Below are 13,843 nucleotides of genomic sequence, written 5' to 3' on the forward strand. Positions count from 1 at the left end.
CGTCGGGAGAATTGGCCTGACGATGAGGTCTGCCCGACGACCCGGAGGTGAGCGGTGTCCAACCCGATGTCCGGCGGTGGCATGGCGGGCTGGAGCATGCTCCGGTCGATGCGTAACCGGGACGAGGTCTCCACCCACCGGCTGAAGCACGGGGTGGCCCGGCGGATCGTCGCCTTCGCCCAGCCCTATCGGCGCGACATAGTGGTCTTCCTGGCCACCGTGGTGCTGGCCGCCATCATCGGCGTGGCCACCCCGGTGCTCGCCGGTGACGTGATCAACGCGATCAACCGGGGCGGCACCGAGGCCGGCCGGCTGGTGGTCAAGCTGGCTCTGTTCATCGCCGCGCTGGCGGTCGCCGACGCGCTGCTCTCGCTGGCCCAGCGCTGGTATTCCGCCCGGATCGGCGAGGGCATCATCCTCGACCTGCGCACCCGGGTCTACGACCACGTGCAGCGGATGCCGTTGCAGTTCTTCACCCGCACCCAGACCGGCGCCCTGGTGAGCCGGCTCAACAACGACGTGCTCGGCGCCCAGCGGGCGTTCACCTCCACCCTGTCCGGGGTGGTCAGCAACGTCATCCAGCTGGTGCTCACCGCCGCGGTGATGTTCACCCTCTCCTGGCAGATCACCGCGCTCTCGCTGGTGCTGCTGCCGATCTTCATCATTCCGGCCCGCCGGGTCGGCCGGCGGCTCGCCGACATCACCCGCGAGGCGTACAACCTCGACGCCAAGATGAACGCGACGATGACCGAGCGGTTCGGGGTGGCCGGCGCGCTGCTGGTGAAACTCTTCGGCCAGCCCGAGATCGAGGCCCGCCGGTTCGCCGGCCGGGCCGAGCGGGTGCGCGACATCGGCATCCAGTCCGCCATGTACTCGCGGACCTTCTTCGTGGCGATGCTGCTGGTTGCCTCGCTGGCCCAGGCCCTCACCTACGGCCTCGGCGGCTGGCTCGCAGTGACCGGCGGTGTCAGCGCGGGCACCGTGGTGACTCTGGCGCTGCTGCTCACCCGCCTGTACGGCCCGCTGACCGCGCTCTCCAACGTCCGGGTGGACGTGATGAGCGCGCTGGTCTCCTTCGACCGGGTCTTCGAGGTGCTGGACCTGAAGCCGGGCATCGTGGAGAAGCCCGACGCGGTGCCGGTGCCCCGGGGCGCCGGCCGGGTCGACTTCCGCGATGTGCGGTTCCGCTACCCGAGCGCCGCCGAGATCTCCCTCGCCTCGCTCGAGGAGGTGGCCACGCTCGACCGCACCGTCAACGAGCCGGTGCTCAAGGGAGTCTCGTTCAGCGTCGAGCCGGGGCAGATGGTCGCCCTGGTCGGCCCGTCCGGCGCCGGCAAGTCGACGCTGTCCATGCTGATCTCACGGATCTACGACGTCAGCGACGGGCAGGTGCTGGTCGGCGGTGTGGACGTGCGCGACGCGACGCTCGCCTCCCTGCGCGACGAGATCGGCGTCGTCACCCAGGATTCGCACCTGTTCCACGAGACGATCGCGGAGAACCTGCGTTACGCCAGGCCGGACGCCACCGATGACGAGATCTGGGCCGCGCTGGCCGGCGCCCAGGTCGCTGACCTGGTCCGGTCGTTGCCCGACGGGCTGGACACCACAGTGGGGGAGCGTGGCTACCGGTTCTCCGGCGGCGAGAAGCAGCGCATCGCGATTGCCCGACTGCTGCTCAAGGCCCCGTCGATCGTGATCCTGGACGAGGCGACGGCACACCTGGATTCGGAGAGCGAGGCGGCGGTGCAGCGGGCGCTGTCGGTGGCGCTGGCCGGGCGGACCGCTCTGGTGATCGCGCACCGGCTCTCCACCGTCCGCGACGCCGACCAGATCCTGGTCCTGGACGGCGGGCGGATCGTCGAGCGCGGGCGGCACGAGGAGCTGGTCGCGGTCGGCGGGCTCTACGCCGAGCTGTACCGGACCCAGTTCGCGGTCGCCGACTCGCCCACCCCGTACGTGGACGCGACCGGCCCCGAACCGGTGATCATGCCGCTGGGCACCTACGTCGCCGACGAGGCACTGCCGCCGGCCGCGGCGAACTGACCCACCGGCCCCGGCGGCGCACCGGGTCAGCCCGGGCGGCGGTCCGGTAGGCCGGTCGCCAGGCGCAACTCGGCGAACGCGGCGCCCAGGGTCTCCGGCGTGAAGTGTGCGTTCAGCCCGCTCGGATTGGGCAGTACCCACAGCCGTGCCCCGGCCAGCGACTCCGGCTGCGGCCCGAAGGCGGCCTTGGGCCGGCCGAACCCGATCCGGTACGCCGTCACACCCACCACCGCCACCCAGCGCGGCCGGTACCGGTCCACAGTGGCGGTGAGCAGCCGGGCACCGTCGAGCAGTTCCTCGGTGGTCAGCTCGTCGGCGCGGGCGCTGGCCCGGGCGGCCATGTTGGTGATGCCGAGGCCGAGGGAGGGCAGCTCGTCCTGCTCGCTCGGGTGCAGCAGCCGAGGGGTGAATCCTCCCCTGTGCAGCGCGGGCCAGAACCGGTTGCCGGGCCGGGCGAAGTGCCAACCGGTCGCGGCCGACCAGAGACCGGGGTTGATGCCGACGAAGAGCACAGCCAACCCCGGCGCGAGAACGTCGGGGATTGTCCGGTCCGCGGCGGCGGCCAGCTCCGCCCGGGTCGGCCGGGGGTGCCCGGCGGCGCCGCTGGCTCGTCGGACCGCGTCGGGCGTCACAGCCCGCGCAGCGCGCCACCGTCGACCGGCACGGTGAGGCCGGTCAGGTAGCTCGCGGCGGGGGAGAGCACGAACGCGGCCACGCGACCGAACTCGGCCGGGTCGCCGATGCGCCGCAGCGGAATGCCGGCCTCCGCCTCCGTTCGGGCCCGCTCCGGGTCGCCGGTCATGGCGAACAGTTCCCGGTTGCGGTCGGTCAGGATCCGGCCGGGCAGCAGGCCGACCACCCGCACGCCACGCGGGCCGTAATCGTCGGCGACGTCCTTGGCGACCCCCACCAGACCGGGCCGCAGGCCGTTCGAGATGCCCAGGCCGGGCACCGGGCCGCGGGCCGAGGTGGAGAGCACCAGCCCGATCGCGCCGCCCTCGGGCAGCGCGTCGGCGACCGTGCGTACCGCGCGGACGGTGCCCAGGAAGACGGTCTCGAAGGACTGCCGCCACTGCTCGTCGGTGACCGACGCGGCGTTGCCCGCGGGCGGACCGCCGACCGAGATGAGCGCACCGTCGAGGCGACCGAAGTGTTCCCGGGCCGCCGCGACGAGTTGCCCGGGGGTCTGCGGGTCGGCCAGGTCCGCGGCCAGGCCGACCGCCCGCTCCGGTCCCCCCAGCCGCTCGGCGGCGGCGGCCACCGCGTCGGCGTCCCGGGCCGAGAGCACCACCCGGGCCCCGTCGGCGACCAGGCACTGCGCCGTCGCGTAACCCAGGCCGCGGGAGGCGCCGGTGAGCACGTACACCCGGTCGGTCAGTCCGAGATCCATGTCGCCGATCCTGCCGCATCCGGTACGCCGTCGCCACCAGTGGACTGCGGCGGCGGTGGACGTCCGGCGGGACGCAGCAGGCGTACCCTGCCGGCGATCTGCACCGCGACGGCGCCGCCGGCGCGGGCCACCGCCGGCAGCCGACGGAGACGCGGCGCCTCGCGTCCGTCGTAGCGCAGGCCCGCCTCCCGGGTGACCAGTTCCTCCGCGCCCGCCGGTGGCAGTGCGTCCCGCTCGCGTAGCGTCCTGGCCAGATCCCAGCCGTCGCGCAGCGACCCGGCGGTGGGACGGTTGGCGGCCCAGCCGGCGAAGGTCGACGGCCAGCCCTCGCCGAGGCCGGCGGCGAGCAGCGGCCAGTGCCGGGCCACCTCGCCGGCCCGCTTGCGTAGCAGCGCCGCCCGGGTGGCGGCCAGCGGCGCCGGTGCGAACCCGGCCGGCGACGGCCCCCCGGCTACCAGCGCGGCGACCAGCTCCGCCTGCCGTTCGGCGAGCCGGCCCGTGGGCGGGTCGGCGGCGGCCGACGGGCCGTTGCCGGTGGGTGGTGACGCGCCGGTCATGTCACGGCCGGGAATCCCGCGGCGGCGGCCAGGGCGTCCAGTTCGGCGCGGAGCTGGGCCGCGGGCGGGTAGTCACCGTCGCGCTCCAGCAGCAGCGCTGGCGGTCGCCGCCGGGCGCAGAGCGCGCCGACCAGCTCCAGCACCGCCGGCGGCACCGGGTCGGTGTGCGTGTCGTGGTAGAAGCCGCCACGCTCCGCGCCCCCGGCCACGTGCACGTATCCGACCCGGTCCAGGGGCAGCCGGTCCAGCAGGGCCAGCGGGTCGGAGCCCCGGTTGCGGGCGTTGGCGTACACGTTCGCCACGTCCAGCAGTAGCAGCGCCCCGGTCCGGTCCAGGATCTCGGTGAGGAAGTCCGCCTCGTCCAACTCGTCGTCGGGCCAGTCCACCAGTGCGGCGATCGGTTCCAGCGCGATGGGCACCGGCAGGTCGGCCTGCGCACGGGCGACGTTGGCGCAGACCGCGTCGACCGCCTCCCGGCTGCGCGGCAGCGGCAGCAGGTGCCCGGCCTCCAGGCCGCCGGCCCGGACGAAGGCGATGTGCTCGCTGACCAGCGGGGCGTCGACCCGCTGTGCCACCGCGGCCAGGTGGGCAATCCGGGCCGGGTCGACCGGCTCGGCGCCGCCGAGGGAGAGCCGCACCCCGTGCGGTACGACGGTCACCGCGCGCTCGCGAAGCTGTGCCAGGCCCGGCGGGAGCGGCCCGGTCGCGGGCACCGACTCGGCCACCACCTCGACGAAGCGCAGACCGGGCAGCTCGGCCACGAAGCCGGCGATCTCCGGGCGCCAGCCGATGCCGACGCCGTACGGACCGGTCATCCGCCGCACCCTCCGCCGCCGCATCCACCGCCACCGCCGCACGAGCTGCCACCACTGCACGAGCTGCCCCCGCCGTCGCCCGACGTGCCGCCGCTGGAGCCCGACGACCAGCCGCCGCTGGCCGCCGCCTGGCGCTGGATCTCGGCCTGCTCGGCGAAGCCCGGGTCGAGTGCCCACAGCGACACGGTGCCGTACAACGCCACGCCCATCGCCGCCCCTGCCGCACCGTAGGTGGCGAACGCGGGGGACGAGGCGGGGGACAGGTGGGTGTGCTGGCGGCGCAGGTCGCGCAGGGCAACGCGACCGGCCCGGGTGGTCTCGGGCACCCGCCACAGCACCAACAACGCCGCCAGCACCGCGACCATGGCGAGCAGCAGGTAGCCGACCGGGCGCCCGTTGGAGAGCCCGGCGAAGAGCCGGTATCCGCCGATGGCCAGCAGGCCGACGAGGCCCAGGGTCCAGTGCCGGGCGGCGGCGCGCCGCTCGTGGCTCAGCAGCAGTCCGCGCTGTTCGAGCCCGGCGCGGAGCTGGTCGAGCGCGGTGCGGACCCGTTGGTCCCCAGGCAGGTCGCCGGCTCGGGCACGCTGGTGGGCGGCCCAGTGCACCGCCTGGTCCAGCGGGGTGAGCCCGGTCGGCGCCGGGCCGGTGGTGAGCAGCCGGCGGTCCGGGCCGACGCCGATCGCGCCAGTACCGCGCAGGCCGCCGACCGCGGCGTGCACAGCGAGGCGGGGACCGCCGTTGAGGTACGCGGCCTGTTGCGGACTGAGCGGCTCCGACACGCTGCCCGGGGCGCCGGCCGGCCGGCGGAGCCGGTGCCACACCGCGAGCGCGACCACCACGGCGGTCGCCACGAGGTAGAGCCGCAGGAAGGTCGGGCCGGGGATGCCCCAGGTGTCGCCCGACGCGGCGAGGTCGATCATTGGCTGCTCCTGTCGCCGGAGGGATCGGCGGCCTCATTGTGGAGCAGCGCCGCCATGGTCGGCGGCCCGGTGTCCGGGCTGGACGCTCAGCGACGGCCGGACCGTTCAGCGGCGGCGGACCGCCTCCTCGACCAGGTCGAGCACGGGGCCCAGGTCGCCGGCCGGCCGTCCCATTGCCAGGTGCAGCACCAGGCCGTCGTAGGCCAGCTCGAGGAACTGGGCCAGCACGTCGATCGGCACGTCCTCGCGCAGCACCCCGGCGTCGCGCTGGCGGGCCAGCCGGTCCCGGGTCGCCTCGGCGATCGCCGCGGACCGCTCCGCCCAGCGCCGGGCGAACGCCGGGTCGGTGCGCAGCCGGCGGGAGACCTCCAACTGGCTGCCGAGCCAGCCGGTGGTGTCGGGGGAGACGGCACCGGCCAGCAGGTCGCGCATCACCTGCACCAGACCGTTGCGGGCCACCGTCTCGACCATCGCCGCGGCGTCGTCCTCGGCAACGGCGAGGAAGAGGGAGTCCTTGTCCCGGAAGTGGTGGAAGATGGCACCCCGGGAGAGCCGGGTGGCCTCCTCGAGGCGGCGTACGGTCGCCCCCTCGTAGCCGTGCCGGGCGAAACAAGACCGCGCGGCGGCGAGGATCTCCTGCCGGCGCGCGTCGAGCTGGTCCTGGCTTACTCTGGGCACACGTCGATCGTCGCAGGTCACCCCGCGTCACGCAAACCGTACGTACGGCTTGGTATATCGCCCGAGCCGGCACCGCTACCATCGCCCGGTGACCCCGCCCCGCACCCCCGCCGCCCCGCTGACCGTCGCCACCGTCCAGGCCACGCCGACTCCCGGCGACGTCGCCGGCAACGCGGTCGCCGCCGCCGACCTGGTCCGCCGGGCCGGTGGGCAGGGCGCCCGGGTAGCCGTCCTGCCGGAGCTGTACCTCTGCGCGTACCACCCACCAACCCTCGCCGCCGACCCGGCCGGCACCGACGTCACGGTCGACCCGGCCGGGGCGGTCGCCGACCCGCGGCTCGATCCGCTGCGCGCGGCGGCGCGCGAGGCCGGCGTCACCGTGCTCGTCGGCGCCGCGGCCCGGCACCCGGACGGCCGGCGGACCATCGCCGCGCTGGTGGTCGACCGGGCCGGCGCGGTCCGTGTCGGGTACGACAAGCAGCAGCTGTGGGGTAGCGAAGCCGACCTGTTCAGCCCGGGGACCCGGGGTGCCACGTTGCTCGTCGACGACTGGCGGCTCGGCCTGGGCATCTGCTACGACGGCTGCTTCCCGGAGCACGGCCGCGCCGCCGCCCTCGACGGCGCGCACGGTTATCTCTGCCCCAGCGGGTACCTGGCCGGCTCCGAGCACCGCCGGGATCTGTACTACGCCGCTCGCGCTCTGGACAACACCATGTTCGTGGTCTTCTCCAACGCGGTCGGGGGCGTCGACCCGTGGCGCTTCAACGGCGGCGCGGCGATCTACGACCCACAGGGGAGGGCGCTGGCCCGGGGCGCCGACGAGGGCACGGCGGTGCTGGTGGCGACGCTGGACCCGGCCACGCTCGCCGCCACCCGCGCCGCCCATTCGATGCTCGCCGATCGCCTGCCGGACCAGGGCGGCCGGCGGGCGTCGATGGCCGGTTGAGCCCACCGTCAGGTCGACACCCGCCGGATCTGTTGGCGGACACGTCGGTCCCGTAGGGTGCCCGAGTGCCACTGCTCCTGCTGGACCTGGACAACACCCTGCTGGATCGGGCCGGGCCGTTCCGTCGCTGGGGTGAGCGCTTCCTGGACGGCATCGGCGCGCCCCCCACCGACATCGACTGGCTGATCTCGATCGACGCCGACGGGCTGACTGACCGCTGGGATCTGGCCGACGCCATCCGGGACCGCTACGAGCTGCGCATCCCCTCGATCGATCTGGTGGAGGAGTTGCACGACGGGGTGGTGGCGCAGACCCGGCTCGACCCGCTGACGGCCTGCGCCCTGCGGATCGCCGACGACGCCGGCTGGGTGCCGGTGGTGGTCTGCAACGGCACGGTACGCGTGGAGGACGCCAAGATCCGCCAGACCGGCCTGGACCGCTACGTCGCCGACTGGGTGATCTCCGAGGAGGCCGGGGTGAGCAAGCCGAACCCCCGGATCTTCGCGCTCGCCGCGCAGCGGGTCCGGATGCCGCTGCGTGGCGCCTGGGTGATCGGCGACGGCCCGGAGGCGGACATCGGCGGCGCCGCCGCGGTCGGGCTGCCCAGCGTCTGGCTGCACCGGGGCCGTACCTGGTCGGACACCCGCTTCGCGCCGAGCCGATCCGTGGACGGGCTGATCGCCGCGGTCGCAGTGGTGCTCGGCGGCTGACGGCCCGCCCCGCGCGTCGCCGCCGGTCGGGCTCGGGCCGCCGCCCCGGCCGCTCCGAGTGGGGTTCCGGTAATTCGGTTGACCGGCTGCCGTGGTGACGGCGAGTATGGTCGGCGCATCGTGCACCCGGGCGTGCGCCCGGTCGAGGAGAGGGGGTCGGTAATGGCCGTCTTCGCAGGTCGCTTCCAGCTGCCTTCATCAGCCTCGACCAAGGGAACCTCACCACAGTGCGCGATCATGATCTGCCGGCGCTGGAGCGCCGGACCCGCGGCAAGATTCGTTTCGACGACGACGAGCCGCAGTTTCTGAAGCGCGGGCGGCCCACTGAGCCGCCCGCCGACCCGGACGGCGAACCTGACCCGGACACCGGCGACCGCTGGTCGTCCTGGGACGACGCCGTGCACGGTCCGCAGCCGTGCCCGGACTGGCTGGTCACCGAGCTGGCCGCCAAGGACACCGAGCTGGGTGTGCTGAAGACCGGCAAGGAGGCGGACGTGCACCTGGTCCGTCGGGCGGTGCCCGAGACGGACCGGTCCTGCCTGCTGGCGGTCAAGCGCTACCGGGACGCCGAGCACCGGCTGTTCCATCGCGACGCCGGCTACCTGGAGGGCCGGCGGGTGCGCCGGTCCCGCGAGAACCGGGCGATGGCCGGCCGGACGGCCTTCGGCCGGCAGATGATCGCCGGGCAGTGGGCAGCGGCCGAGTTCGCCGCCCTGACCCGGCTCTGGGAGATCGGCGCCGGCCACGACCGGATCGCCGTGCCGTACCCGGTGCAGCTGCGGGGCACCGAGTTGATGCTGGAGTTCGTCGGCGACGCCAAGTCGGGGCAGGCCGCGCCCCGGCTGGCTCAGCTGCGGCCCGGCCCGGCCGAACTCCGCGACCTGTGGGGCCAGTTGGTGGAGGCGCTGCGGGTGCTGGCCCGAGCCGGCTACGCGCACGGCGACCTGTCGCCGTACAACCTGCTCGTACACGACGGTCGGCTGGTCGTGATCGACCTGCCCCAGGTGGTCGACGTGGTGGCGAACCCGCAGGGGCCCGAGTTCCTGGCCCGCGACGTGCGCGTGGTCGGCACCTGGTTCCTGGCCCGGGGGCTGGCCGCCGAGCAGGTCGATCCCGCCGCGCTTACCGGGGAGCTGCTGCGTGAGGCGGGCGTTCGCTGACCGGGACGGGTCGGGCGGCCCCACCGGCGGCCCGACCCTCCGCGCCGGTCACTGCATGTAGCGCTCCACCTCGGGCTTGGGGCGTTCGCCCTGGGCATCCGCGTCGCCGTGGGTCTGCCGCGCGGCCCGCCGGCGGCGCAGCAGGTCCCAGCACTGGTCGAGGGACTCCTCCAGGTTGCGCAGCCGCTCGCTGGCCTCGCCCTCGGTGCCCGACTCGTGGGCCTGTGCCGCCGCGCGCAGCTTGTGTTCCTCATCGACCAGTTCGGAGATCCGGTTCAGGATGGTCTTGTCGTCCATGACAAGAGCCTGGCACAGGGTGCCGGGTGTCGCCCGGATTCGGTCGTTCCGCCGAGTCGCGTGCATGGCGCGGGTGACGAGTGACGCGGTTCCGGGCCGAGCCGGCGCGTCCCCGGGCGGGCGCGCACCACAGGTAGTGAGTGATATTCGCCACTATTGAGCGCCTCAGATGCCTGCTGGTGGTCGCGACCATCGCTACCTGCGGGATCTGTGGTCTGCGCACTTCCCGCCGACCGAATCCTGTGGGGACGCGATCCTTGCGCGTGAAAATTTCACGTACTGCGCCTAGAGGAAGGCGACCGAGCGGTGGCATGCTCCACGAATAGCTAACTCCGCATAGTCGTTCCGCGACGCCGAGTATCCACAAGGGAGTGACAGTTCCCGTGGTAGCACCTCCGACAGTGCCGGTTCAGCCGCGACGGGCGGGTTCGGTCCCGCTGCGTCATGTGGTGCCCAATCTGTTCCGCGATCCGGCCCGCACCCTGGTCGAGTTGGGCGAGCGGTCGCAGGGCGAGGTGGTGAAGCTCAGCCTCGGTGCGTTCCGGCCCTACCTGATCACCCGACCGGAGCACCTGCAGCGGGTACTGCGCGAGAAGTCCGACAACTACGTCCGTGCCGGCGACGGTCTCCAGTGGCGTCCGCTGAAGCGGTTGTTCGGCGACGGCATTCTCAGTGACGGCGATTACTGGAAGAACAGCCGCCACGTGCTCCAGCCGCTGTTCACCGCTCGGCGGGTCGACTCGCTGGTCGACCGGCTGGCCGAGGCGATCGAGGAAGTGGTCGACGAACTGGACGAGCCGGCCCGCGCCGGCCAGCCCGTCGACATGGGCACCGTGCAGGCCCGGATCGTCTGCTCGGCGATCATGCGGGTCTTCTTCGCCGACAAGATCTCGGTGCCGCAGGCGATGCGCATCATGGAGGCGCAGGACGCGATCGCCTGGTCGGTGATGCCGCGGCTGTTGGTGCCGTGGGCGCCGTTGGCCATGCCGATGCCCGGCGACCGCGCGTTCCGTCAGGCAGTTCAACTCATCGACGACACTGTGCTCCCGATCGTCCGCGCCGCCCGGGGAACGGCCGAGACCGATGGCGACGACATCATCGCCACGCTGTGGCGGGGCCGCACGGAGGCTGGCGGCCGGCTCGACGAGCGGCAGGTCCGTGACGACACCGTCTCGATGGTCGCCACCACCACGGAGACCACGATCAGCGTGCTGACCTGGCTCTGGCCGCACATCGCGCAGGACGAACAGATCGCCGAGCGACTGTACGAGGAGATCGACCGGGTGGTCGGCGACGCTCCGGTCCGGCGCGAGCACCTGCGCGAGCTGCGTTACACGCGACAGGTGCTCGATGAACTGCTACGGCTCTACCCGATCGGCTGGCTCTTCCCGCGCCGCGCCCTGGAAGCCGACGTGATCGGCGGCGTACGCATCGAGGCCGGCGCCACTCTCGTGGTCAGCCCGCTGATCACCCACCGGATGTCCGCGTTCTGGGACCGGCCCGAGGTCTTCGACCCCGACCGCTTCGACCCCGAGCAGGTTCGCAACCGGCACCGGTACGCGCACTTCCCGTTCGGCGGCGGCCCACACCAGTGCATCGGCATGCACCTGTTCTATCTGGAGGCCATGCTGATCGTGGCCACCGTCCTGAGCCGGTTCCGGTTCCGCCTGGTGCGGCAGGCTCTGCCTGGTATCAAGGTGGCCGCCGCGCTGCGGCCCCTCCAGCGTGTCGAGGTGACCCTGCAGCCGGTACGGAGTGTCTCCGCATGACCGCTGAACTCGCGTCGCTGCCGGATACCGGTAGCGACCAGATGGCGCTGGCCGCGGAGCAGGGCCGGATTTGCGCCCTCGCCGCGAAGGGCCAACGTGACCTGGCCGAACGCGCTGCGGCGTACCCCGATCTCTTCCCGGCGCGACCGTTCGACCCGGCTTTGTTCGGCAACGTCGCGATGGCGATCGCGTTCGGGGCGCCCTGGTGTGACCTCGCCCAGTTGCGCGTCACGAACCGGGCCGTGCTGTGGGGCTTCGCGGTCGACTGGCTCGTCGACCACGAGGCGCGTACCCGTGCCGAGATCGACCGGTTGACGGCGGGCTGCCTCGCCGTGGCCGAGGGCGGGAAGCCGGCGGAGGACGACTCTCTCGGCCGCTTTCTCGCCGAATTGCACGACGAACTGGCCGCCGTGCCGGCGTACGCGACCCACGGGGTGGTGTGGCGCAACGAGTTGCGGACGATGCTCGACGCCATGGCGCGGGAGTGGGACTGGAAGCAGACCGCCAGCGCTGGCGTGCTGCCCACCCTGGACGAGTACCTGGCCAACGCGGCGAACCTGGCCTGCACAGTGGTCAACGTCGTGCACTGGATCCACTCCGGCGATCCCGCGACGCTGGCCCACCTCGACGCGCTTGTCGCGGCCAGTGACCAGGTGCAGCGGATCCTCCGACTCGTCAACGACCTCGCGACCTACGAACGCGACCAGCGGTGGGGGGACCTCAACGCGCTGATGTTGGTGCCGGAGCGGGCCGACATCGAGCGCCAGATCAGCGGCCTGGTGGCGTACGCCCGCGAGCTGCTCGACCCGCTGCGCGCAAGCTGCCCGCTGCAGGCCGACTACCTCGCCCGCCAGATCGGCTTCAGCACCGGTTTCTACCGGTCGACCGACTTCTGGGGCGTGCTGTGACCACCTCACCGGCCGCCGCCGATGCCGGGGACGAGTCCGACGTGGCCGCATCGGCCCGGGAGTTGCTCGCCGCCATGGTGCTCGAGCCGGCGGGCCGGGTCACCCCGTCGGTGTACGAGACCGGCCGGGTCGTCGCCGACGCGCCGTGGCTCACCGGGCACGACCGGCGGCTGCGGTACCTGCTGGACGAACAGCGTTCCGATGGCGGGTGGGGTGGCGCCGGCGGCTACGCCGTGGTGCCGACGGTGAGCGCGGTGGAGGCGCTGCTCGGCACACTGCGGGGCACCCAGGGATCCTCTCGGCCCGAGCTGGCCGCCGCGGCGAGCCGCGGGCTGGGCGTGCTCGCCGACTGGCTCGGAAGGGGCACGCCGCTCCCGGACACACCGGCGGCCGACCTCATCGTGGCGGCCCTGGTGCAGCGGATCAACGACCACCTCACCTTCCTTGCCGCACGCCCCGGTCAGGGCATCGTCGACGGGGTCCGCGCCCTGCCCGGCGTGGACCGACGGCGGCTCGACGCGGTACACGCGCTGGTGGGCGCCGGACGTCCGGTGCCGCAGAAGCTGCTGCACGCCTTCGAGGTGCTCGGACCGGTCGCGCGTCGGCACGGCCGCGTGTCCCCGGTCGCCGGGGCCGTGGGTGCCTCGCCGGCGGCCACCGCCGCCTGGATCGGCGACCCGGCGACGCCCGGCTCGGACCCGGAGGCGCTGGCCTACCTGAGGGCGGCTGTCGGCCTCCTCGACGGACCGGTGCCCTGCTGTACGCCGATCACGGTGTTCGAGCGGGCCTGGGCGCTGAGCAGCCTGGCCCGAGTGGGGGTGCCGGTCCGACCCGTGCCGAAGCTCATCGCCGAGTTGACCGCCGCGCTCGGGCCGCAGGGCACGCCGACCGGGCCAGGACTGCCCGCCGACGCGGACACCACCTCGGTCGCTCTCTACGCTCTCGCCCGTCTCGGTCACCCGGTGGACCCGGCGAGCCTGCTCCACTTCGACCTCGGCAGCCACTTCTGCACCTGGCGGGGGGAGGACGGGCGGTCGGTCACCACGAACGCGCACGTGCTGGAGGCACTCGGCTGGCACGCCCGTCACACGTCGGCGGCCGCGAGCCGCTACGGCGGCCGTGCGGCGGCGCTGGCCGGGTGGCTGGGCGACGAGCAGCAGCCCGACGGCTCCTGGGTGGACCGCTGGCACGCTTCGCCCTACTACGCCACCTCGTGCGTCGTGGCAGCCCTCGACCGGTACGCCCCGGCCGGGATCGCCGGATCGAGGGTGGACCGCGCCGTTGACTGGGTGGTCGCCACCCAACGGACGGACGGGACGTGGGGACGCTGGACCGGCACCGTGGAGGAGACCGCGTACGCCCTGCACGTCCTGCTGGGGGTCCATCGACCAGCCCGGCCGGGCGTACGAGAGGCGATCGGTCGCGGGTTGCGTCACCTGACCGAGGCAGCCGATGACCACGATCATCCTCCATTGTGGCATGACAAAGATCTCTACACACCCGTGCTGATCGTCCGTGCGGCCATTCTCGCGGTCCGGCAGTTGGCCCTGACCAGATCCGACCTGGTCAACGACATGGACCGGGCGCCAGTCAGGCCACGTACGGCGGTCCCATGATCAGCGGCGCTTGAGTGCGGCCCCGGACGCTGCT

At 73.3% G+C, this 13,843-nt stretch carries 14 protein-coding genes; 7 read left to right on the forward strand and 7 right to left on the reverse strand.

The genetic code is table 11. The features are described from left to right. Window positions 1-66: 66 nt before the first annotated feature. Complete coding sequence (locus GA0070607_RS21945; RefSeq protein ID WP_089022008.1) at window positions 67-2,043, forward strand: ABC transporter ATP-binding protein; 1,977 nt, start codon at window positions 67-69, stop codon at window positions 2,041-2,043. A gap of 26 nt (window positions 2,044-2,069) precedes the next feature. Here the strand turns inward: GA0070607_RS21945 and mug are convergent, their stop codons facing one another. The 6 genes from mug to GA0070607_RS21975 all read right to left on the reverse strand — a co-directional run bounded on the left by mug (window position 2,070) and on the right by GA0070607_RS21975 (window position 6,403). Beyond that, window positions 2,070-2,675: a G/U mismatch-specific DNA glycosylase gene (gene mug, locus GA0070607_RS21950; RefSeq protein WP_089019879.1), complete on the reverse strand. Its 606-nt coding sequence runs from the start codon at window positions 2,673-2,675 to the stop codon at window positions 2,070-2,072. Then, entirely contained in the window at window positions 2,672-3,433 is a 762-nt protein-coding gene (locus GA0070607_RS21955) for an SDR family oxidoreductase (protein ID WP_089019880.1), read from the reverse strand. Before GA0070607_RS21955 ends, mug begins: the two co-directional genes overlap by 4 nt. Further along, window positions 3,418-3,990, reverse strand: coding sequence for a hypothetical protein (locus tag GA0070607_RS21960; RefSeq protein WP_231930120.1), 573 nt, complete (start codon window positions 3,988-3,990; stop codon window positions 3,418-3,420). The genes GA0070607_RS21955 and GA0070607_RS21960 overlap by 16 nt, the downstream gene beginning before the upstream one ends. Beyond that, the gene (locus tag GA0070607_RS21965; RefSeq protein ID WP_089022009.1) at window positions 3,987-4,805 is read right to left on the reverse strand and encodes a DUF692 domain-containing protein; all 819 of its coding nucleotides are present in this window, start codon (window positions 4,803-4,805) and stop codon (window positions 3,987-3,989) included. The genes GA0070607_RS21960 and GA0070607_RS21965 overlap by 4 nt, the downstream gene beginning before the upstream one ends. Next, on the reverse strand, window positions 4,802-5,725 hold the full coding sequence (locus GA0070607_RS21970; RefSeq protein ID WP_089019881.1) for a TIGR04222 domain-containing membrane protein: 924 nt from the start codon (window positions 5,723-5,725) through the stop codon (window positions 4,802-4,804). Before GA0070607_RS21970 ends, GA0070607_RS21965 begins: the two co-directional genes overlap by 4 nt. A gap of 105 nt (window positions 5,726-5,830) precedes the next feature. Then, window positions 5,831-6,403: a TetR/AcrR family transcriptional regulator gene (locus GA0070607_RS21975; RefSeq protein WP_089019882.1), complete on the reverse strand. Its 573-nt coding sequence runs from the start codon at window positions 6,401-6,403 to the stop codon at window positions 5,831-5,833. An 88-nt stretch (window positions 6,404-6,491) separates the two neighbouring features. Here GA0070607_RS21975 and GA0070607_RS21980 point away from each other — a divergent pair, with 88 nt between their 5' ends. The 3 genes from GA0070607_RS21980 (at window position 6,492) to GA0070607_RS21990 (ending at window position 9,219) form a co-directional block, all read left to right on the forward strand. Further along, window positions 6,492-7,349, forward strand: a complete 858-nt coding sequence (locus GA0070607_RS21980; RefSeq protein ID WP_089019883.1) for a carbon-nitrogen hydrolase family protein — start codon at window positions 6,492-6,494, stop codon at window positions 7,347-7,349. 65 nt (window positions 7,350-7,414) lie between these two features. After that, the gene (locus GA0070607_RS21985) at window positions 7,415-8,059 is read left to right on the forward strand and encodes an HAD family hydrolase (RefSeq protein ID WP_089019884.1); all 645 of its coding nucleotides are present in this window, start codon (window positions 7,415-7,417) and stop codon (window positions 8,057-8,059) included. A gap of 227 nt (window positions 8,060-8,286) precedes the next feature. Next, window positions 8,287-9,219 carry a serine protein kinase RIO gene (locus GA0070607_RS21990; RefSeq protein WP_089019885.1) on the forward strand — a complete coding sequence of 311 codons (933 nt, stop codon included), beginning with the start codon at window positions 8,287-8,289 and terminating at the stop codon, window positions 9,217-9,219. A 48-nt stretch (window positions 9,220-9,267) separates the two neighbouring features. On the opposite strand, the gene GA0070607_RS21995 is transcribed toward GA0070607_RS21990, so the two are convergent. Then, window positions 9,268-9,516, reverse strand: a complete 249-nt coding sequence (locus tag GA0070607_RS21995; protein WP_089019886.1) for a DUF2630 family protein — start codon at window positions 9,514-9,516, stop codon at window positions 9,268-9,270. Window positions 9,517-9,899: 383 nt separating this feature from the next. Between GA0070607_RS21995 and GA0070607_RS22000 the strand changes: the two genes are divergently transcribed. From GA0070607_RS22000 to GA0070607_RS22010, 3 genes are read left to right on the forward strand one after another with little or no spacing between them, the layout of a single operon-like run. Further along, window positions 9,900-11,285, forward strand: a complete 1,386-nt coding sequence (locus tag GA0070607_RS22000; protein WP_089019887.1) for a cytochrome P450 — start codon at window positions 9,900-9,902, stop codon at window positions 11,283-11,285. Continuing rightward, a complete protein-coding gene (locus tag GA0070607_RS22005; protein WP_172899080.1) occupies window positions 11,282-12,193 on the forward strand; it encodes a terpene synthase family protein in 912 nt (303 codons plus the stop codon). The genes GA0070607_RS22000 and GA0070607_RS22005 overlap by 4 nt, the downstream gene beginning before the upstream one ends. Next, entirely contained in the window at window positions 12,190-13,809 is a 1,620-nt protein-coding gene (locus tag GA0070607_RS22010) for a prenyltransferase/squalene oxidase repeat-containing protein (RefSeq protein WP_197701114.1), read from the forward strand. The genes GA0070607_RS22005 and GA0070607_RS22010 overlap by 4 nt, the downstream gene beginning before the upstream one ends. The last annotated feature ends 34 nt before the right edge of the window (window positions 13,810-13,843 follow it).

The organism is Micromonospora coriariae (genome assembly GCF_900091455.1).
GTDB classification, from domain to species: domain Bacteria; phylum Actinomycetota; class Actinomycetes; order Mycobacteriales; family Micromonosporaceae; genus Micromonospora; species Micromonospora coriariae.